Source organism: Pseudoalteromonas espejiana DSM 9414 (assembly GCF_002221525.1).
GTDB lineage: Bacteria > Pseudomonadota > Gammaproteobacteria > Enterobacterales > Alteromonadaceae > Pseudoalteromonas > Pseudoalteromonas espejiana.
Genome location: NZ_CP011028.1, coordinates 2,940,489 through 2,961,349, shown reverse-complemented (window position 1 = coordinate 2,961,349; position 20,861 = coordinate 2,940,489). Strand labels below are relative to the sequence as shown.

Sequence of the window (20,861 nt, the reverse complement as noted above, 5' to 3'; positions counted from 1 at the left end):
GGAATTAAAATGGGCAAAAATAGTTTATTAACGCTAGTAATAGGATTTATCGCGGGTGTAGGTTTAACTTGGAGCTACTTTAATTTTGCTTCAAGTAATTCAAAAACCGCTGAGTTACAACAAGTTAATTCAAAGCAGCAAGCTGCGCCTGTTGTTCTACAGCCCAAAATAGCTGAAGCAAAAACACAAAGCGCTGCGCCTGAGCGCAGTGCTTCCTCAGCTAAAGAAGAAGGCCTGCCTTTAACCAATACAAATAAGCAACCTGTTGATGAGCTTCCCTTAGAGGAGCAAGTTTCACAGCTTAAGCAGCAATTAGCAGAGCAAAAAACGTTGATGAAAAACGCGCGGCAGCAGCTGCGTGCTCCCTCTGATGCTCAAGCCGCTTTGCAAGCGCAGTTTGATGAGCAAATACGCAATGAAGAGTGGGCTTATCAAACAGAGATTGCACTGCAAGACTTTTTACTTACCTCTGATTTAAGCGCTACCCCAGAGGTTGTTAGTGCAGAATGTAAAGCTACTGTGTGTAAATTTGAACTAGCCGCACCTACTGATAACGATTCGTTTGACCATACCCAATGGCGAGAGCTAAACGATAAGTTATTAAAGCAAGAGTTTTGGCTGCAATTTAAAAGAACAACCTCAACCTCAAGCGACACCGAGCTCACCTTATTAATGGCAACAGAGCTTTAATTGAGTATGTGTTTTACGAGGCTGTAGATTGTATTGCGCCATCAGCCAGCTCAGTTATTAACACATCGCCTGTTTTAACTTGATTTACCGATTTAACCACTTTGCCTTGTTGTGTTTTAGTGATGCTATAACCGCGGGCTAAAACATTTAGGGGGCTTACTGAGTCGAGCCTACTGGCTTGCAGCGCAAGGCTATTTTGCGCTTGTTGCAACTGCTGCTGCATTGCTTGCTCAAGCTTTGCTTGTAATTGCATTAGCTGATGATTTGCCTGTGCGAGCTTTTTATCGGGTGATTGGCGCATTAAACGCGGCGTTAAATTATTAAGCGTGCGTTCTTGTTGATATAAACGGTTTCGCATCGCTTGTTGCAAGGCAATGCTTAGCTCATCTAATCGCTGCGCCTTTTGATTAAGTTGATTACGCGGGTGACACAAATTAAGACGGTGTTGAAGCTGCGTAGCAAGTGCGCGCTTATCTGCAATATCGTGCTTAAAGGCATTGTTTAAACGGTTAATAAGTTGCGTTACTTTGTTGTGTAGCTCTTGTGTGTTAGGGCTTACAAGCTCGGCAGCTGCTGATGGCGTTGCTGCCCGTACATCGGCAACATAATCGCTTATGGTTGTGTCTATTTCATGGCCTACCGCGCTTACTACAGGTAATTCACTTTGGTAAATAGCGCGGGCGAGTTGTTCGTGGTTAAAACACCATAAATCTTCTAATGAGCCACCACCACGGCCCACAATAAGTACATCGACCTCATTGCGTGCATTTGCCAGCTCTATTTGATTAATTAAGTGTATGTGGGCTTCTTTACCCTGCACCATGGCAGGATAAATAACGACTTCTAATTGCGGTGCGCGGCGTTTAAGTACAGTTAAAATATCTTTTATTGCAGCGCCGGTGGCTGAGGTAACCACACCAATGCGGTTTATATTTTGCGGCAATGGTTTTTTGTAGGCAGAGCTAAATAATCCCTCGGCAGCTAAACGCATTTTTAAGGCATCAAATTCTTGTTTAAGCTGGCCCTCACCTGCGGGTTCCATGTGTTCAACAATAAGCTGATAATCACCACGAGGTTCGTAAAGCGATACACGTGCCTTTACGGTAACTTGCGCGCCATTTGCAGGGCGGTAACTTTGATTACGGTTGTTGCCGCGCCACATAGCGGCTTTAATTTGCGCTTTATCGTCTTTTAACGAAAAATACCAATGCCCAGAGGCGGGGGTAATAAAGTTAGAAATTTCGCCCGTTAATACCAATGAAGCAAAGCCTTGCTCAAGCACTGTGCGAATTTCTCTATTAAGGCGTGAAACGGTATAAACCGTCTGCGAAGGCGCTGAAAACATAAAAAACAACCTAAAACTATTTATGAGGCAAGTTATAAGATAAGTTTATCATAAATATTTGCGAAATATTATTTACGAATGCCCACAACGCTGTTAAAATTTGGCCGCAATTCCTTATCTTAGATCCACATGTGAGAAGTTGCCAAAATGCTTAGAATCGCTAAAGAAGCTCTTACCTTTGATGACGTACTTTTAGTACCTGGTCATTCTACTGTTTTGCCACACACGGCAAATATTTCAACTCGCTTAACGCGTGGTATCAAACTTAACTTGCCGCTTATTTCAGCATCTATGGATACTGTTACAGAAGCTCGTTTAGCTATTGCCCTCGCGCAGGAAGGTGGTCTTGGTTTTATTCATAAAAACATGACTATTGAAGAACAAGCGAAAAACGTGCGTAAAGTTAAAACCTACGAAGCAGGTATTGTTTCATTCCCTGTTACTGTATCTGCCGATTTAACGATTGCCGATGCAACGCTTCTTTCGCAAGAAAAAGGTTTTTCGGGTTTCCCGGTAACCGACAGCGAAAATAACTTACTCGGTATTGTTACTGGTCGTGATATGCGTTTTGAAACTAAGCTTGAACAGCCAGTTTCTAGCGTGATGACCAAAAAGGACAAACTAGTAACTGTTCAAGAAGGCGCATCGCGCGAAGAGATTTTAGGTTTAATGCACGAACACCGCATTGAAAAAATCCTAGTGGTTGATGATGCGTTTAAACTTAAAGGCATGATCACCGTAAAAGATTACCAAAAAGCACAAGACAAACCACATGCATGTAAAGACGAGCAAGGCCGTTTACGTGTAGGTGCTGCTGTAGGTGTTGGCGCAGGTACTGATGAGCGAATTGCAGCATTAGTAGAAGCCGGTGTTGATGTATTACTAATTGATACTTCTCATGGCCACTCACAAGGTGTTATCGACCGTGTTTCGCAAACTCGTCAAGCTTACCCAGACTTACAAATTATTGCCGGTAACGTTGCAACAGCCGAAGGTGCTATTGCCCTTGCTGATGCAGGTGTTGATGCAGTTAAAGTAGGTATTGGCCCAGGTTCAATTTGTACTACACGTATTGTAACTGGTTGTGGTGTACCACAAATTACCGCTATTTCTGATGCGGTAGATGGCTTACAAGGCCGTGATATTCCAGTAATTGCCGATGGCGGTATTCGTTTTTCTGGCGATATTGTTAAAGCACTTGTTGCCGGTGCATCGTGTGTAATGGTGGGCTCTATGCTTGCAGGTACTGAAGAAGCGCCGGGCGAAGTTGAGTTATATCAAGGCCGTTACTACAAATCATACCGTGGTATGGGTAGTTTAGGTGCGATGGATCAAAAAGAAGGTTCATCAGATCGTTACTTCCAAAAATCTAACCAAGCTGACAAGTTAGTACCAGAAGGTATTGAAGGTCGCGTAGCTTACAAAGGGCCTATTGCAACGATTATTCATCAGCAAGTGGGCGGGCTTCGTAGTGCAATGGGTTTAACCGGTTGTGCAACGATTGAAGAGCTTAATACAAAACCTCAGTTTGTACGTGTTACATCTGCAGGTATGGGTGAGTCGCACGTACATGATGTGCAAATTACCAAAGAAGCACCAAATTACCGCTTAGGTTAAGCGCGTAATTAATAATCTATTGGGCTTGCTTTGCAAGCCCTCTTTTTAGTCGTTTACATTAACAAACGGCATTTAGCATCTACTTTACGAGATACTCCATGAGCAAAGATATTCACGATTCACGAATTCTCATTTTAGACTTTGGTTCACAATACACTCAACTAATTGCACGCCGCATACGCGAAATTGGTGTTTACTGTGAACTGTGGGCATGGGATGTGACTGAAGAGCAAATCCGCGAGTTTAACCCACAAGGTATCATTCTTTCTGGTGGCCCAGAATCAACAACACTTGAAAACAGCCCGCGCGCTCCTGAGTATGTGTTTAATGCAGGTGTTCCTGTATTAGGCATTTGTTACGGCATGCAAACAATGGCAGCTCAACTTGGTGGTAGTGTACACAGCTCTGACAAAAAAGAGTTTGGTTACGCGCAAGTTGAAAAGGTAGGCAATTGTGCATTGTTTGATGCAATTGAAGATCATATTACCGATGGCGGTAACGGCGTTTTAGACGTATGGATGAGCCACGGCGATAAAGTTATGGAAGTACCAGCAAGCTTTAGTACAACAGCTAAAACACCAACGTGTCCGCATGCTGCTATGTCTAACGAAGAAAAACGTTTTTACGGTGTACAGTTTCACCCAGAAGTTACGCACACTCATCAAGGGCAACGTTTATTAGAGCGCTTTGCAATTGATATTTGTGGATGTGAAAAGCTGTGGACGCCTGCAAAAATTATTGACGATGCCATTGAGCGTATCAAAGACACAGTTGGCGATGACGAAGTTATTTTAGGTCTATCGGGTGGTGTTGATTCATCTGTAGTGGCTATGCTTATTCACCGTGCTATTGGCGATAAGTTAACATGTGTATTTGTTGATAACGGTTTACTTCGTTTAAACGAAGGCCAGCAAGTAATGGACATGTTTGGCAATAAATTTGGCTTAAACATCGTGAAAGTTGATGCTGAAGATCAATTTTTAGCTGACCTTGCCGGTAAATCAGATCCAGAAGATAAACGTAAAGCCATTGGCCACACGTTTATTAATGTATTTGATGAGCAATCTAAAAAGCTTAAAAATGCTAAATGGTTAGGCCAAGGTACTATTTACCCAGACGTTATTGAATCTGCAGCATCTGCTACCGGTAAAGCACACGTTATCAAATCTCACCACAATGTGGGCGGATTACCAGATGACATGAAAATGGGTCTAGTTGAGCCACTTCGTGAGTTATTTAAAGATGAAGTACGTAAAATTGGTTTAGAGCTAGGTTTACCGTACGACATGCTTTACCGCCACCCATTCCCTGGTCCTGGTTTAGGTGTACGTGTACTTGGTGAAATTAAAAAAGAGTACTGTGATTTACTTCGCCGTGCTGATGCTATTTTCATTGAAGAGCTACACAAAGCCGACCTTTATCATAAAGTAAGCCAAGCGTTTACTGTGTTCTTACCAGTTAAATCGGTAGGGGTTATGGGTGATGCACGTAAATACGATTGGGTTGTGTCACTTCGTTGTGTTGAAACTATCGACTTTATGACTGCGCGTTGGTCACATTTACCGTATGAGTTTTTAGGTGTGGTTTCTAACCGTATCATTAACGAAATTGACGGTATTTCACGCGTTGTTTACGATATTTCTGGTAAACCACCAGCCACAATTGAGTGGGAATAAACCTAAGCAAATAAGCTTACTTTGTTAAGCTTATTATTGCGCATTAAAAAGCCCGTTTTTAAACGGGCTTTTTTACGTGCTAATTTTAGCTCTTAATTTTAACGCTTAGCTTTTGGCTCTAACTCAGTAAGTAGGCCTTTTACAAGGCTTACGCTGCCAAGCAGTAAAATAAACGTAAAAGGGAGCGCTGCAATAATTGTTATATATTGTAGTGCCTGAATAGACTCAGTTCCGCCAATCCATAGCATTAGCATGGCAATTATACCGGCAATGTTAGCCCATACTAATTTTTGCTTAATAGGTACTTCTAGCTTTCCGCCAGATGTAAGGCTATCAATTACAATAGAACCAGAATCGAGTGTAGTTACAAAAAATATAATAATTAATGCCACTGCTAAAAGCGAAAGCACTGTGCCAAAAGAGTACGCATCCAGCATATAAAACAAGCTAAGAGATACATCTGTAATACCTTGATCGGCACCCAGTACGCCAATTTCATTTATAACCTGATCAATTGCTACGCCACCAAACACTGACATCCACGCAGTGGTCACTAAGGTTGGAATAAGTAAAACGTACACTAAAAACTCGCGAATAGTACGCCCTTTAGAAATGCGCGCTACAAACATACCAAAGCAAGGTGCATACGCTACCCACCAAGCCCAGTAAAATACTGTCCAGCCGTGTAGCCACTGCGTATCTTCTCGGCCGGTGCTTGAGCTTAGAGGAATAATATTTTTAACATAGCCTATTATTGCTGTGTAAGCTGAATCGAGTACAGTGGTAAAGTTTAAAATAAATACCAGCGCTAAAAACACAAATGCTATGCCCATATTAATATTACTTAGCAATTTAACGCCGCCATCCATACCGCGTACAATAGATAAAATAGCCAAGCCCATAATTAACACAATAATAGCTTGTTGCAGAAATAGTGAGTTTTCAAAGCCTAACACATGGCTTATACCACTGGCTGCTTGTGAGCCACCAAGCCCAAGCGATGTAGCAAGGCCAAACAAGGTAACTAAAACGGCCATTACATCTATTACATCACCCAGCTTGCCCCATACTCTATCGCCAAATAGCGGATAAAATACTGAGCGCATTGAAAGTGGTAATCCCTTGTTATATACAAAGTACGCTAGGCATAATGCGGTCATGCCATAAATAGCCCATGCATGCAGACCCCAGTGAAATACCGTTGCTCCTAAGGCCATTTCTCGCCCTTGCTCGGTAAAGGCTTCAGCGTTAAGCGGTGTACCAAACCAGTCGGTATAAAATGCAGTAGGTTCGGCTACGCCCCAAAAAATAAGGCCAATACCCATACCTGCGGCAAACAGCATTGAAACCCAAGAGAGGGTAGAGTAATCGGTTGTTGCTTTGTCGCCCCCTAAGCGAATTTTTCCAAGTGGTGAGGCTGCTATACCAATAGCAAATAACAATAATATGTTTGCGCCCCACATAAATACGTAGTCAAAGTTTGTAAGTGCAGCATTTTTTATAGAGTTAATTGCTTCTTTTGCTTCGCTAGGTGACAGCGCGAGTAGCGTTATAATAAAAAGTAGAGATAAGCCAACAGAAACAGAAAACACGTTACTGTGTATATCCATACCCCATTTACTAACGTTATCTTGGCCTACTTGGTAATCGGTTGAGTCAATACTGTATTTTTTTGATTTAAACTTCATATAACTGGCGTGAACTATCGGCAAAAGCCAATAGTAAAGCTCCTCCATATTTGCATTGTGAATGATCCGCGTAAGTAAGATACATGATGAAATATGCAATTGGGTGGTAAGGCGCGGATCCCCTAGGCGCAAAATTGTATCATAATTGATGCCAATGTTATTGATTTGTTTATGTGTTTGGCGCTGCGCAAAACGATAGCCAGTTAAAAATAAAGATTGGTTGTTTTATAGCCATCTTTGTTTTGTAAATTACAAAAATCAGCAAATACATAAAAAGTAATACCTGCACAATATCTGGTTATGCTCACGAAATAGTACAAGTAAAAGTGACTAAAAATAGCAAATTAGCATGCTAATTCATCGTTTTGTATGTTTTAAAAGCAGTTGAACTAAAAAAGTGATTTTTTACTTTACCTTTTCTCAAAGGTCTCTATAATTCGTCGACATTGCAGGGGCGTAGTTCCAATTGGTAGAACAGCGGTCTCCAAAACCGACGGTTGGGAGTTCGAATCTCTCCGCCCCTGCCATTTCTTCTTTACATCGTTTTTATTACTTCTTATATTGTTCAAGTGTTTAATCTACTGAGTTGTTATGCATCCACGTTACGCAGCTATTTTTGGTATTGAAAACCTCGAACTAAATCAGCATTTTCGTCCAAAAAATACTCATTCTACTTTAGCTACGGCTACTCATACGCAAGCTGTACCATTAACAGTTAGTAGCCAGTTACTTAACGATATTAAGTTAAGTGCTAAGCCTATTGTTATTAATAATGTGCTACATGGCGAGCAAATGCATATTGACGATGATAAACTTACTTTACCAACCTCACAGCTCAGTGCTAATGATAAGCGCGCTTTATGGGCCTTAATGAGCACACACCTTGATAAACTTTAAAGCAGTAGATGAAAGCGCTATTGAGCAATTAATGGCAATTGAGACAGCATGCCATAGCCACCCTTGGACCCTTAAAACAATGAGCTCATGTATGGGCGGGCGCTATTTTAATTTAGCTGCATTTAATGAAAGCACCTTAGTGGGTTTTTACATTGGGGAAAAAGCAGGGCCTGATTTTACTCTTATGGATATTTGCGTTACACCTAGCGAGCAAGGTAAGGGGATTGCTAGGCAGTTGCTTAGCCAGTTTATTGAATATGGCGAGCAGCAAAACGCTGAAAATCTATTTTTAGAAGTACGTGAAACAAACGCGCGAGCAATTAAACTATACGAGCTTGCGGGTTTTACGCAAATGTCGGTGCGTAAAAATTACTACCCAAGCGACGATGAAACTAAAAATGGGTTTGAAGATGCCATACTTATGGGCATGGCACTTAATTTAGATTTTTCGTAAGCCTTAAGCCGACTGCTTACTTTTAACGATAGTTTGCTCTATTGCATTGATTAAGTTAACAATCAAAGTAGGGCGTTGTGCTTGGTCGTTACTGAGTAAGTTCTCTTCTAGTAATGCCGCACTGTGATAAATATCATCAAAATTAAAACACCCTGCGCTACCTTTTAAGCTATGTGCTACAGCGCGTAGTGCTTCTGCATCGTTACTGGCTTTTAAATTATTTACTCTTTCAAGATAGCTTGGCAAATTGGCTACATAGTTGTCGTTAATTTGCTGGAATTTTTCACTTTTTAATAAGCTATCCCACTTGTTTTGATTATCTTTTTCAAGGTTTAGATAGCTTACTAATACGTTTTCAAGCGCGTCTTTATCGATTGGTTTTGCTAATGCTTTATCACAACCGGCTTCAATGTAGGTGTCTATATCGTGGTTCATAACATTGGCAGTTAGCGCAATAATAGGGCCGTCATAGGCTGCATGGCGCAGCATTTTAGTCGCTTCAAGGCCGCCCATTACGGGCATTTGCATATCCATAATGATCAGCTGGTAGTCGTTTACTAGCGCCATTTCTACTGCTTGTGCGCCATTATTTGCCATATCAGGTTCAAGCCCCCAAGTTTGTAACAGTAGTTTTATAAGTAATTGGTTATCTGGGTTATCTTCGGCGACTAAAATGTTTGCATCAAAGCTTGATGTTGCAAACGACAAGAATGGGTCTTTCTCTGGTATAAGTTGTGCTTTTTCGGTCAATAGTTCAAGTGGCTGTTTAGGCTCATTTATATGGCAATCAACGGTAATGGCAAAATGGCTACCAACGCCAATTTCACTTTTAAGTGTTACATCGCCACCTAGTAGCTGTGCCAAGTTTTTAGAAATACATAAGCCTAAGCCTGTGCCGCCAAAGCGGCGAGTCGTAGTGGCATCCGCCTGTTCAAACGGCTTAAAAACTCGCTCTATTTGATGCGCAGACATACCAATGCCGGTGTCTTTAATTACAAACTCAAGCTGCTCTTTGTTTTGTAAGTAGTGCACACAAATAGACACTTTACCTTGCTCTGTAAACTTAACCGCATTACTGGCTATGTTAATTAAAATTTGCTTTAAGCGAGTCATATCGCTGTAAATTGTACGCGGTAAAGGCAGCTCGTAATGAATACTAAAATCTAGCTGCTTTTCGTGTGCGAGCGGCTCTATTATTGACTCTATGTCATGCACTAATTGCACTACATTAAGCGGTGCTTGCTCTACCGCTAGTTTTTCGGCTTCAATTTTAGATAAATCGAGTATGTTGTTTATAAGCTCTAATAAGTGTTTAGAATTGCGTAAAATAGTATTTAAATGCTGTTTGTCATTTACGACTTTATCGCTAATAAGTAATTGCTCGGTAAAGCCCATAATCGCCGTAAGCGGAGTGCGTATTTCGTGACTCATATTCGCTAAAAAGCGGCTTTTAAGCTGATTTGCTTGTTCAGCCTGCGCTATGGCAAGCTCAAGTTGGCTATTCATGGCTTCAAGCGCTTTGGTACGGCTCTCTACTTTGTCTTCAAGATGGTGTTTATATTCTTCAAGTTGCTCTTGATAGTGCCTAATTTGGTTGATCATGTGGTTAAAATCGTTAAATAAAACGCCCACTTCATCGTTAGTGTGTGCAGGTAAGTTTACCGATAAGTCACCATCACCAACACGGTGACTGGCTGCGCCTAAAAGCTCAATAGGGTTTAAAAGTAAATTACGTACAACAACAAAAATTAAAATAGGTAAGGTGATCACCGAAATAATTACAATTAAACCAGTAATTAAACTAATCGCCTTACCCGATTGATAAAGTACACCCTTAGGAATAGTCGATACAAAGTAGTAACCCCCACTCATTTGTACGGCAAATATCATTCGTTCAATTTTATCTATACTCGAAAGCTCAATGGTAGACAGCGTACCTACATCGGCTAAATCGTGAACCTGTTCAAGTTCGTGCTCAGTAATATATTGCCCGCGCATGCTGTAATCTGAGCTAAATAAAATTTGCCCATCGTTAGTTAAAAGTAGGTTTAAGGTATTGTTATAAGGTGCTTCTAAAATGCTGGTATTTAAAATAGAAGGCTCAACTTGTAACACTATAAATCCTAGTTGCTGAGGGCGTTTTAAATAGTAATCAACACTTTGCACACGTTGTACAAAAAAGAGGTTGGTGGTGCCGTCACTGTTTTGCACCATAAATTGTTGTTGTCGTAGGTTACTTTGCAAAACTTGTTTAAAAAATGGGTATGACTGAGGCGCGGTTGTTAAGTTATTAGAGTAATACGCATCACTTTTACCGCTGGCCGAAATCAAATTAATACTAATTATATCGGGGTAGGCTTCACTGTAGCTGGCAAATACATCCATTAATGCGCCTAAACGGCGAGTGTAACTGCCATCAGCATGAATGTCGTTTGATAAAAAGTCGTTTAAAACAGGGGACGTAGAGAGTAGTTTTGCCGTTGAATGAAATGAATCAATATAGTTAAACACTTTTTGTTGCTGTTGCTCAACAAAGCGGCTCATTATTAGGTCGGCTTGCTTTTGGGTCGAGTTTGTTACGTTAGTAAGTGTAAAACCCCCTAAAAATAACAAAGGCAATATCACTAAAGGTGTTATATACCATAATAATCGAATGCTTAACTTACTGGTTTTCATGACCAAACTACTTATCCTCCGTGCAATCTATCAATGATATGCGTTACAGATTTAATTCTCAAGAAGGATAAGCTGATTAGGGTTAATTTAGAGTAAAAATTCGCTCTTAAAATAAACGATTAGTTTAATAAGTTATTGCCACGCGCTAGTTTTACAAACTGTGGCAATAAAATGGCTCATTTGTAGTATGAAAATTATGCATTTTTAGTATTGTGAGTCCCGTAGGAGCGTACTAAAAAATCAATGGCTATTTCAATCCAGCGGTCTATAGATGTTTTTGTAATAGGCTTATCTGGGTGAGTTAAATGCATTAGCTGTAATTCACTTCGCATTAGCGCAACAAATGCGCCGGTAGCTTCGTCAATCTCTAAACCTTTAAAATCAAGCTCGCCTGAGGTAACAGCATCTTCTAAGTATTTGGCTACTTTGTTTTTAACAACTAATGGACCTGAATTATAAAACATATGGCCAAGCGCTGGAAAGCGAGGTGCTTGAGCTACAACCTCTCGATATAAAGCGACTGCGGACTCAGATAGAGCGACCTCTAAATAGGCGTAGGCTAAATGGCGTAAATTTTCAGTTAAGTTGCCCGGCTCAAAAGAAATATTATGAATAGAAGCGGTAAATATTTCGCATTCACTTTTTATAACCGCTAAAAACAAAGTTTCTTTAGTGGAAAAATGAGCGTAAACAGTCGATTTAGAAACCCCTGCTTCACGCTGAATCATGTCAGTCGTTGCTCCGTTAAAGCCGTGGGTTAAAAATATTTTTCGTGCTGCTTTTAAAACCGTTCTTGCTTTTGCGGTTAGCTCTAACTCACTTGGAGAGGTGGCATTAAGCTCTTTAGCCATTACATTTACCTTGACATAAGTTTAAATTAAATACACTATATCAAACCGAGCGGTACAGTTCAATTTTAAATAGCTACTATAATATTGAGTTGTTGTAGCTACGTTTTGTATTTTAGTTACGTGTTGTAAGTATATTTGCCTCTGAGAGCGTGCCTATGTTGGTTTGCTCGAGTTTATATTTATCAATAAGTCAAACCGAGCGGTACAGTACACGTTGTTGTAACGTTAATTTAGGATTTTATATGCCAGTTCAAAATATTAGTAAAAAGCTTTTTAAATATTCACAGCACACCGCGGTTGCGCTTGTATCTGCAGCTGTTTTAGCCGGTTGCGTTGTAGGCCCTAGTTTTAAAGAGCCGAATATAAATATTAATAGCGAAAATATAAAGCCCACAGCATATTTCGCTCAAGAATCACAGAGCGAACACAGTGAATCAACCTGGAATTGGTGGAGTATTTTAAACGATCCTATTTTAACGAAACTTGAGCAAAAAGCACAATTAGGCAATCTTGATTTACAGCTAGCATCAAGTCGAATTGACCAAAGCCGTGCAGCATTGGGTATTGCATCAGCAGATCGTTTACCGAGCGTATCTGCTGGGTTTGACTACAAGCGAGAAGGGCTTAGCGAGAACGGTAAATTTGTAGCATTAGGCGCGCCCTCAGACCCTGATAACTTTTGGCAGCTGGGTTTTGATGCCAGCTGGGAACTTGATTTATGGGGTCGTAATAAACGTATTGAAGAAGGCGCAGTTGCTATATTGCAGGCCTCTGTTTATGCGCGTGAAGCAGCGCGTGTTAGCTTAGCGGGCGAGGTGGCAAAAACGTATTTATTACTGCGTAGTGTACAAACGCAGCTCAATATAACACTCGAAAATAAAACCATTGCAGAGCGTGTGTTAAAGCTTGCTCAAAGCCGTGAAAAAAACGGTGTAAGTACACGGTTTGAAACAATTAGTGCAAAAGCAGAATTGGCAACAATTAACGCTGCGCTGCCAGAACAAACACAGCGCCGTAATGTATTAATGAACGCGCTTGCGTTGCTAGTAGGTGAAAAACCACGTGCGTTAAATGCTTTATTGGCCGAGCGTATTGCTTCGCCTGTTATGCCTAGCGAAATTCCTGCGGCTATTCCATCGGAGTTTGTTAAACGCCGGCCAGATATTTTACAAGCGCAAGCAAACTTGCACAGTGCTGTTGCGGCTATTGGCGCGGCTGAAGCTAATTTTTACCCCCGTATAACTTTAACAGGCTCATTAGGAGTTGAAGGCTATGCACAAAGTGATTTATCAACCTGGGATTCACGTGTTTTTTCAGTAGGGCCAAATGTTTACTTGCCTATTTTTCAGGGAGGACGTTTAAAGTCACAGCTTAAGCTTACTAAAGAGCGCGAGAAAAATGCGGCATTAACATACCGTCAAACCGTACTAAAAGCGTGGCACGAAGTTGATAACGCAGTAGATGGTTGGGCTGCGCAGCAAAGCCACCACCACAAAGTTGAAATTGCCCACAACTTTAATAAGCAGGCTTTACAAACCATTGAAAGAGCCTACCTGCAAGGGGTGGCCGACTACCTTAGTGTATTAACGGCGCAGCGTAACTTACTAACCAGTCAAACTAAGTTAAATAACAGTGCAACGAATGCCTCTATTGCACTAGTGAATTTATATAAATCTCTCGGTGGGGGTTGGAACCCAGACGCGCTAGCTAAAAGTGGGTTTGAGACAATGTCAGTCAAGGCGGAGGGCGAGTAATGAATGTAGTCACGGTTAATGTGCCTGTGCAAAAGGCTGCCCCTGTTGCTAAGCCCGCAGGCCCATCAAAACAAGCACTTGCTGGTCTATTAGGTATTTTTATTGCCGCAATGATGGCGGGTTTAAATAACCTAGTAGGGGCACTGAGTTTGGCTGATGTGAGAGGTGTATTAGGGGCTAGTTTAGATGATGCGTCTTGGCTTTCAAGCGCCTATACCGTTGGGGAGCTTATTGCTATGCCCTTTGCCTCATGGTTTGCCATTACGTTATCGGTTAGACGCTTTCATATTTCTATGGTGACTATATGTGGCGTTATTGCGGCTATTTTGCCATTTATTTATGATTTAAACTTATTAATTGCACTGCGTTTTGTGCAAGGGGTAAGTAGTGGCGCGCTCATTCCTATATTGATGATGGCTGCACTTAAATTTTTACCACCTAACATACGTTTACACGGTTTAGCGCTTTACGCCATGACCGCCACATTCGCTCCAAATTTAGCTATTTGGCTAAGCGGGCAGTGGGCTGATGTGTTATCGGATTGGCGCTGGATTTATTGGCAAGTTATTCCGCTTTGTGTTATTGCAGGCTCATTGACTGCGTGGGGGCTGCCAAAAGAGGGCGTTAAATATGCGCGCTTTAAAGAAGGAAATTGGTTAGGCCTAGTGTGCGGCGTATCGTCGTTAACGTTAATTGCTATCGCGCTTGATCAAGGTGTGCGCTTAGATTGGTTTAACTCATCGCTTATTAGTGTGTGCTTATTTGGTGGGCTTATTTTATTTGGCTGTTACGTATTAACCGAATGGCATCACAAAGCACCGTTTATGAAACCGCAATTAATAGGCAGGCGCAATTTAGGGATTGGCTCTGTAATGCTTACTATGTTGTTAGTGGTGTTGATGTCGGGCTCAATATTGCCCTCAACCCATTTAGCCAGTTTGCACAGTTATAGAGCATTACAGCTAGCGCCAGTAGGATTATTAATAGCGTTGCCGCAGCTAGTGCTTGGCTCGGTAGTGGCGCTACTTTTATATAAAAAATGGGTAGATGCCCGCATTGTAATGGCAATAGGGCTATTTTTAATTGCATTGGCTTGTTTTAGCGGCGCGCAAATTACGCCGTTATGGCATCGCGAGCAATTTTTAACAGCGCAGCTACTGCAAGCATTTGGACAGCCAATGGCGGTGGTCTCTATTTTATTTTTAATGACCAGTGTACTAGACCCAAGCGAAGGGCCGTTTTTTTCGGGAACCATAAACACATTACGTGTATTTGGCTCGCTCATTGGTGGTGCTGTTGTAGGGCAGCTATTAACGGTTCGTAGTCATTTTCATAACGAAATGCTATTAGACCGCGCCTCTATGGTGGGTAACGCATTGGCAAACACCATACCGAATGAACAATTAGGCGGCGTTATTGCCCAGCAATCGTTAGTGATGTCCTTAGGCGATGCCTATTTAGTGCTTGGTGTGTTAGCGCTTGTATTAATTCCGCTGGCGCTATGTATGAACTTTGTACCAGCCCCGAATCTTAGTAAATCTTAAATTTTAATCGTTGAGTAATATATTATGGCCTTACCAAAAGTAGTTAAATTAACCGTTGCAGCAACAATACTTGTCGTTATTGCGGGCAGTATTATTTATCTAAATAAACATCAGTCGCAAAGTGCAACTCAAACAACGGACGATGCTTACGTGCAAGCCGACTTTACCTTTGTGGCACCGCGGATACCTGGCACGGTAGAGCAAGTACTAATTAAAGATAATCAGCAAGTACAAAAAGGCGATTTAATTGCCACCATAGATAATCGCGATTTTGTTGTGGCTCTAGATGCTGCTAAAGCCCAAGCTAATAGTGCTAAAGCAAGTATAACTAGCTTGCAAGCTAAGTTAACTTATCAAGATTCGCTGGTACAACAAGCGCAAGCTGCTGCAGAGGCCGACACTGCATCGCTTAAATTAGCGCAGTTAAATTTAAAGCGTTATACCAACCTAGCAACTGATGGCTCAGGCACTGTACAAGCACGAGAAGAAGCACAAGCAAAGCTGGCTATTCAAAAAGCAAACTTGCATAAAAACCAAGCAGGCCTTAATGCTGCACAGCAGCAGATTGAAATTTTACGTGCCGATATTGAAAAAGCCAAAGCTGTGCTAGTGCAAGCGAATGCGCGCGTAGTTGATGCAGAGCTTAAGTTATCGTACACCCAAATTACAGCGCCTATTGATGGCATAATTGGCCAAAAATCGGTGCGTGTAGGTGCATATGTAAAACCAGGTAGCCCACTATTGGTTGTTGTACCACTTGATAAAGTGTTTGTTAGTGCAAACTATCGTGAAACTCAACTAGCTAACGTAAAAGTAGGTCAAGAAGTTGAAATAAAAGTAGATGCACTACCAGGGCAAATTTTACGCGGCCACGTTGATAGCCTAAGCCCTGCCAGTGGAGTAAGCTATTCAGCTATTGGTGCACACAACGCCACGGGTAACTTCACTAAAATTGTGCAGCGCTTACCAGTTAAAATTAGCCTAGATGCAAACCAGCCAGCGCTTAAGCAATTACGTGTAGGAATGTCGGTTGTACCAAGCATTTCAATAACGCAGTAACGCATTGCCTTAATTACAGGGCCAGTAACCGTGTTGCTGGCCCTTTAAATTAGTTACTCCCTCCACTTTACATATAAAGCCAAGATATTTTTGAGTTAGATAGCACACTTTTATACCGACTCCTGTTACAATTGCCACTATTAAAAAATTAGCTATATGGCGTTAATTGTTGTCAATTTATTCACACTAAATTGCTCAAAGCCCAGTTAATAACGATCAACTTAACGGGTTGCCTTGCATACGCTTAATGTTATGCATGTAACTTGGCATCAAACTAAAAGAACTTATTAATGGCAGACCAGAATATTATCAACGAAATTAGCAAGCGAAGGACTTTTGCAATCATATCGCACCCGGATGCTGGTAAAACCACCATCACCGAAAAAGTACTTTTGTTCGGACAAGCGATTCAAAAAGCCGGAACAGTAAAAGGCCGTGGCTCTAATCAGCATGCAAAGTCTGACTGGATGGAAATGGAAAAAGAGCGTGGTATATCGGTTACGACCTCTGTAATGCAATTTCCGTATAACAATGCGCTGGTTAATTTACTTGATACTCCTGGACACGAAGACTTCTCAGAAGATACTTACCGTACGCTAACTGCGGTAGATTCGTGCTTAATGGTTATTGATGCCGCAAAAGGTGTAGAAGAACGTACCCGTAAGCTAATGGAAGTTACGCGCTTACGTACTACCCCTATTGTTACCTTTATGAATAAGTGTGACCGTGATATTCGTGACCCAATGGAGCTACTTGATGAAGTAGAAACAGAGCTAAACATTGCCTGTGCACCGATTACGTGGCCAATTGGTTGTGGTAAAGAGTTTAAAGGTGTTTACCACATTCATAACGACGAAGCAGTTTTATACAAAACAGGCCAAGGTCATACTATTCAAGAAGTTCGTACAGTAAAAGGCCTTGATAACCCAGAGCTTGATACCGCCATTGGTGAAGAACTCGCCGAGCAATTACGTGAAGAGCTAGAGCTTGTTATTGGTGCGTCAAACGAGTTTGACCTTGAACTATTTTTAGCGGGTGAACTTTCACCAGTGTACTTTGGTACTGCTCTTGGTAACTTTGGTGTTGATCACGTACTTGATGGCTTAACGCAGTGGGCGCCTACGCCATTACCACGTGAAACAGAAGACCGCCAAGTAATTGCTACCGAAGAAAATTTTACCGGTTTTGTGTTTAAAATTCAGGCCAATATGGACCCTAAACACCGTGACCGTATTGCCTTTATGCGTATTGTGTCGGGCAAATACAGCCAAGGCATGAAAATGAACCACGTACGCCTAGGTAAGCAAATTAGCATTTCTGATGCGGTAACCTTTATGGCGGGCGATCGTGAGCGTGCAGCAGATGCATTCGCAGGCGATATTATAGGCCTACATAACCACGGCACAATTCAAATTGGTGATACCTTTACGCAAGGCGAAAAGCTTAAATTTAGCGGTATTCCTAACTTTGCGCCTGAGCTATTTCGTCGTATTCGTTTGCGCGATCCGCTTAAACAAAAGCAACTATTAAAAGGTTTAGTACAGCTTTCTGAAGAAGGTGCAGTACAAGTATTTAGACCGCTTATTAATAACGACTTAATTGTAGGCGCGGTAGGTGTACTACAGTTTGACGTAGTTGTAGCGCGCTTAAAAGCTGAGTACAACGTAGATGCTATTTACGAAGGTGTAAACGTAAATACAGCGCGCTGGGTAAGCTCAACTGACGTTAAAAAGTTTGAAGAGTTTAAACGCAAGTGCGAAAGCAACTTAGCACTTGATGGTGGCGATAATTTAACTTACATAGCACCGAGCCGTGTAAATCTTAATTTATCGACAGAGCGTTACCCAGAAGTAACCTTTAACCATACTCGCGAAAACTAGAATCAACTGACTACAGTTAACTGAAAGCCTGCTTAGGCGGGCTTACAAAGGTAAATAATATAATGAACATTCGTACTATTTTAGTAGAAAAAGCCATTGCCGCTATGATCGCAGCAGGCCTACCTGAAGATACAAACCCAGCTGTTACACAAAGCACACGCCCACAGTTTGGTGATTACCAAATTAATGGTGCAATGGGCGCCGCTAAAAAAATGAAAAGCAACCCACGTGAGCTTGCGCAAAAAATTATTGATAACCTAGATGTAACCGACATTGCTGAAAAAACTGAAATTGCCGGCCCTGGTTTTATAAATATTCATTTAAAGCCTGAGTTTTTAGCCAACAGTGTAAAAGCAGCTAACAGCGATGCAAAGCTTGCCGTAAACGAGCACGCTAACCCACAAACTGTTGTGGTAGATTACTCATCGCCTAACCTTGCAAAAGAAATGCACGTAGGTCATTTACGTTCAACCATTATTGGTGATGCCATTGTACGCGCCCTTGAATTTAGAGGCGATAAAGTAATTCGTCAAAACCACATGGGCGATTGGGGCACACAATTTGGGATGCTGATTGCACATTTAGAAGATCAAATTAGCCAAGGCGTAGACTTAGAGTCGGTAGCGCTTGCTGATTTAGAAACGTTTTACCGCGATGCTAAAAAACGTTTTGACGATGAAGAAGGCTTTGCCGATAAAGCTCGTGATTACGTCGTTAAACTACAAGGCGGTGATGCGCACTGTGAAAAGCTATGGAAACTATTTATAGCAACCTCTGTTAAGCACTCTGAAGAAGTTTACAAACGTCTAAATGTAACGCTTACTCAAGATGATATTATGGCTGAAAGTGCTTACAACAGCGAACTTAACGATATTATTAGCCTATTAAAAGATAAAAATATTGCTGTAGAGTCGCAAGGCGCACAAGTGGTGTTTTTAGATGAGCTTGCCAATAAAGATGGCGAGCCATCTGCGTTTATCGTGCAAAAATCTGGCGGTGGTTTTTTATATGCAACCACCGATTTAGCCGCGTGTAACTACCGCTCAAACACCTTAGGTGCTGAACGTATTTTAATATTTGTTGATGCGCGCCAAAGCCTTCACTTTAATCAAGTAGAGCTTACCGCACGTAAAGCAGGCCTTTTACGCGATGAAACAAGTTACGAGTTTTGCCCATTTGGCACCATGATGGGCGCCGATGGTAAACCATTTAAAACCCGTACCGGTGGCACTGTTAAACTTGCCGATTTATTAGAAGAGTCAATTAGCCGTGCAGCAACAAAGCTAGCTGAGCGTGAATCTGATTTGTCTGATCATGATCGCAGAGAAATTGCGCGTAAAGTAGGTATTGGCGCAGTTAAATATGCTGACCTTTCTAAGCACCGTACCAGCGATTACATATTCAACTGGGACACCATGTTAAGCTTTGAAGGCGCTACAGCACCTTACCTGCAATATGCTTATACTCGCGTGCGTAGTATTTTCCGTAAATCAGGTGTAGATGCTGCTACGCTAAATGCCGATGTAGCTATTACAGAGCCGCAAGAAAAAGCACTCGCACTTAAACTGCTACAGCTTGAAGAAGTGCTTGATTTAATGATCAACGAGGCCACTCCGCACGTATTATGTGGTTACTTATACGAGTTAGCTAGCCTATACATGACATTCTACGAAGCCTGCCCAGTACTTAAAGAAGGCGTAGAGCCAAGCGTACGTGACAGCCGTTTAGTGTTGTGTAATTTAGTGGCAGATACGCTGAAAACTGGATTGGATTTACTTGGCATTGAAGTCATGGAGCAAATGTAATCACCTTCTGCTTCGTGTAGCTCGCTTTGACTGCGTTGTCGTGCTTTTTTAGCCTAAGTCACATACTAATCGTATGCTCCTTGGCATAAAAAAGCACTTCGCCTTGTCAGCACTCCTACACTTGCAGATGGCAGGTTTGCACCGTAGGTTGGGTTGAGTGAAACTAAACCCAACATTAAACTAATATTAAACAAAACACTTTCATTTTTGCTCTTATAACGATTAATTGCCTGACCCTACTTACCCACATACGCTTTAATAAACAGAGAAGGATTTGTTTATGAAACTCGAAGATATCCGCCGTGAATACCTGCAAGACGCGCTAAGCGAAGATACGTTGCAAGATGACCCATTCAAACAATTTGAAACGTGGCTTGAACATGCTGTGGGCAGTAATATTCCAGACCCAACGGCTATGGTTGTGGCAACGGTTGATGAAACCGGACAACCTTCGCAGCGTATTGTGCTATTAAAGCACCTTGATGATAACGGGTTTGTATTTTTTACTAATACAGGCTCTCGTAAAGCACAAGAGCTAAAAGGTAATAATAAAATATCGCTGCATTTTCCGTGGCACCATATGGAGCGCCAAGTAATTGTGTACGGCGAGGCTAGACCATTACCTACATCAGCCGTGGCAAAATACTTTTTATCACGCCCTAAAGAAAGCCAATTAGCTGCATGGGCTTCAGCGCAAAGCAGGCCAGTATCGTCGCGAAAAGTACTTATGGAAACCTTTGCTAATATGAAAAGCAAGTTTGCCAAAGGTGAAATCCCACTTCCTGATTTTTGGGGCGGTTACTGCGTAATGCCTACTAAAATTGAGTTTTGGCAAGGCGGCGCACACCGTTTGCACGACCGCTTTATGTACCAGCGCCAAGATGATAATAGCTGGCAAATAACACGCTTAAACCCTTAAGCGCTT

At 41.7% G+C, this 20,861-nt stretch carries 15 protein-coding genes and 1 tRNA gene; 12 read left to right on the top strand and 4 right to left on the bottom strand.

Annotated elements, in window-relative coordinates:
* Positions 1-9: 9 nt before the first annotated feature.
* Positions 10-690 (top strand): hypothetical protein, encoded by a 681-nt coding sequence (locus PESP_RS13405; RefSeq protein WP_089348469.1) that lies wholly within the window; start codon positions 10-12, stop codon positions 688-690.
* Between the two features lie 13 nt (positions 691-703).
* Here PESP_RS13405 and xseA read toward each other — a convergent pair whose 3' ends face one another.
* On the bottom strand, positions 704-2,035 hold the full coding sequence (gene xseA / locus PESP_RS13400) for an exodeoxyribonuclease VII large subunit (RefSeq protein ID WP_089348468.1): 1,332 nt from the start codon (positions 2,033-2,035) through the stop codon (positions 704-706).
* Between the two features lie 147 nt (positions 2,036-2,182).
* Here xseA and guaB point away from each other — a divergent pair, with 147 nt between their 5' ends.
* Together guaB and guaA are read left to right on the top strand one after the other, a co-directional pair.
* Entirely contained in the window at positions 2,183-3,652 is a 1,470-nt protein-coding gene (gene guaB, locus PESP_RS13395) for an IMP dehydrogenase (RefSeq protein ID WP_089348467.1), read from the top strand.
* A 98-nt stretch (positions 3,653-3,750) separates the two neighbouring features.
* Complete coding sequence (guaA, locus tag PESP_RS13390) at positions 3,751-5,328, top strand: glutamine-hydrolyzing GMP synthase (RefSeq protein ID WP_089348466.1); 1,578 nt, start codon at positions 3,751-3,753, stop codon at positions 5,326-5,328.
* A 98-nt stretch (positions 5,329-5,426) separates the two neighbouring features.
* On the opposite strand, the gene PESP_RS13385 is transcribed toward guaA, so the two are convergent.
* A complete protein-coding gene (locus tag PESP_RS13385) occupies positions 5,427-7,016 on the bottom strand; it encodes a BCCT family transporter (RefSeq protein WP_089348465.1) in 1,590 nt (529 codons plus the stop codon).
* 450 nt (positions 7,017-7,466) lie between these two features.
* Between PESP_RS13385 and PESP_RS13380 the strand changes: the two genes are divergently transcribed.
* The 3 genes from PESP_RS13380 to rimI all read left to right on the top strand — a co-directional run bounded on the left by PESP_RS13380 (position 7,467) and on the right by rimI (position 8,367).
* Positions 7,467-7,543 (top strand) — tRNA-Trp (locus PESP_RS13380).
* 64 nt (positions 7,544-7,607) lie between these two features.
* Entirely contained in the window at positions 7,608-7,913 is a 306-nt protein-coding gene (locus PESP_RS13375; RefSeq protein ID WP_089348464.1) for a BRCT domain-containing protein, read from the top strand.
* Positions 7,900-8,367 (top strand): ribosomal protein S18-alanine N-acetyltransferase, encoded by a 468-nt coding sequence (gene rimI, locus PESP_RS13370; protein ID WP_089348463.1) that lies wholly within the window; start codon positions 7,900-7,902, stop codon positions 8,365-8,367. The genes PESP_RS13375 and rimI overlap by 14 nt, the downstream gene beginning before the upstream one ends.
* Positions 8,368-8,370: 3 nt before the next feature.
* Here rimI and PESP_RS13365 read toward each other — a convergent pair whose 3' ends face one another.
* Both PESP_RS13365 and PESP_RS13360 read right to left on the bottom strand, forming a co-directional pair.
* Positions 8,371-11,043, bottom strand: coding sequence for an ATP-binding protein (locus PESP_RS13365; RefSeq protein WP_089348462.1), 2,673 nt, complete (start codon positions 11,041-11,043; stop codon positions 8,371-8,373).
* Positions 11,044-11,237: 194 nt separating this feature from the next.
* The gene (locus tag PESP_RS13360) at positions 11,238-11,894 is read right to left on the bottom strand and encodes a TetR/AcrR family transcriptional regulator (RefSeq protein WP_089348461.1); all 657 of its coding nucleotides are present in this window, start codon (positions 11,892-11,894) and stop codon (positions 11,238-11,240) included.
* 242 nt (positions 11,895-12,136) lie between these two features.
* Between PESP_RS13360 and PESP_RS13355 the strand changes: the two genes are divergently transcribed.
* From PESP_RS13355 to pdxH, 6 genes are all read left to right on the top strand, one after another.
* Positions 12,137-13,648 (top strand): efflux transporter outer membrane subunit, encoded by a 1,512-nt coding sequence (locus PESP_RS13355; protein WP_089348460.1) that lies wholly within the window; start codon positions 12,137-12,139, stop codon positions 13,646-13,648.
* Positions 13,648-15,192 (top strand): MFS transporter, encoded by a 1,545-nt coding sequence (locus PESP_RS13350; RefSeq protein ID WP_089348459.1) that lies wholly within the window; start codon positions 13,648-13,650, stop codon positions 15,190-15,192. Before PESP_RS13355 ends, PESP_RS13350 begins: the two co-directional genes overlap by 1 nt.
* Before the next feature lie 24 nt (positions 15,193-15,216).
* Positions 15,217-16,251 carry an HlyD family secretion protein gene (locus PESP_RS13345; RefSeq protein ID WP_089348458.1) on the top strand — a complete coding sequence of 345 codons (1,035 nt, stop codon included), beginning with the start codon at positions 15,217-15,219 and terminating at the stop codon, positions 16,249-16,251.
* Positions 16,252-16,541: 290 nt separating this feature from the next.
* Positions 16,542-18,131 (top strand): peptide chain release factor 3, encoded by a 1,590-nt coding sequence (prfC, locus tag PESP_RS13340; RefSeq protein WP_089348457.1) that lies wholly within the window; start codon positions 16,542-16,544, stop codon positions 18,129-18,131.
* A 62-nt stretch (positions 18,132-18,193) separates the two neighbouring features.
* On the top strand, positions 18,194-19,936 hold the full coding sequence (gene argS / locus PESP_RS13335; RefSeq protein ID WP_089348456.1) for an arginine--tRNA ligase: 1,743 nt from the start codon (positions 18,194-18,196) through the stop codon (positions 19,934-19,936).
* Positions 19,937-20,216: 280 nt separating this feature from the next.
* Positions 20,217-20,855: a pyridoxamine 5'-phosphate oxidase gene (pdxH, locus tag PESP_RS13330; protein WP_089348455.1), complete on the top strand. Its 639-nt coding sequence runs from the start codon at positions 20,217-20,219 to the stop codon at positions 20,853-20,855.
* Positions 20,856-20,861: the final 6 nt, after the last annotated feature.

What these genes read in the sequence shown, in the direction of transcription:
- PESP_RS13405 (WP_089348469.1), top strand. Translation starts at nt 10, where the DNA reads ATGGGCAAAAATAGTTTATTAACGCTAGTAATAGGATTTATCGCGGGT.
- xseA (WP_089348468.1), bottom strand. Translation starts at nt 2,035, where the DNA reads ATGTTTTCAGCGCCTTCGCAGACGGTTTATACCGTTTCACGCCTTAAT.
- guaB (WP_089348467.1), top strand. Translation starts at nt 2,183, where the DNA reads ATGCTTAGAATCGCTAAAGAAGCTCTTACCTTTGATGACGTACTTTTA.
- guaA (WP_089348466.1), top strand. Translation starts at nt 3,751, where the DNA reads ATGAGCAAAGATATTCACGATTCACGAATTCTCATTTTAGACTTTGGT.
- PESP_RS13385 (WP_089348465.1), bottom strand. Translation starts at nt 7,016, where the DNA reads ATGAAGTTTAAATCAAAAAAATACAGTATTGACTCAACCGATTACCAA.
- PESP_RS13375 (WP_089348464.1), top strand. Translation starts at nt 7,608, where the DNA reads ATGCATCCACGTTACGCAGCTATTTTTGGTATTGAAAACCTCGAACTA.
- PESP_RS13365 (WP_089348462.1), bottom strand. Translation starts at nt 11,043, where the DNA reads ATGAAAACCAGTAAGTTAAGCATTCGATTATTATGGTATATAACACCT.
- PESP_RS13360 (WP_089348461.1), bottom strand. Translation starts at nt 11,894, where the DNA reads ATGGCTAAAGAGCTTAATGCCACCTCTCCAAGTGAGTTAGAGCTAACC.
- PESP_RS13355 (WP_089348460.1), top strand. Translation starts at nt 12,137, where the DNA reads ATGCCAGTTCAAAATATTAGTAAAAAGCTTTTTAAATATTCACAGCAC.
- PESP_RS13350 (WP_089348459.1), top strand. Translation starts at nt 13,648, where the DNA reads ATGAATGTAGTCACGGTTAATGTGCCTGTGCAAAAGGCTGCCCCTGTT.
- PESP_RS13345 (WP_089348458.1), top strand. Translation starts at nt 15,217, where the DNA reads ATGGCCTTACCAAAAGTAGTTAAATTAACCGTTGCAGCAACAATACTT.
- prfC (WP_089348457.1), top strand. Translation starts at nt 16,542, where the DNA reads ATGGCAGACCAGAATATTATCAACGAAATTAGCAAGCGAAGGACTTTT.
- argS (WP_089348456.1), top strand. Translation starts at nt 18,194, where the DNA reads ATGAACATTCGTACTATTTTAGTAGAAAAAGCCATTGCCGCTATGATC.
- pdxH (WP_089348455.1), top strand. Translation starts at nt 20,217, where the DNA reads ATGAAACTCGAAGATATCCGCCGTGAATACCTGCAAGACGCGCTAAGC.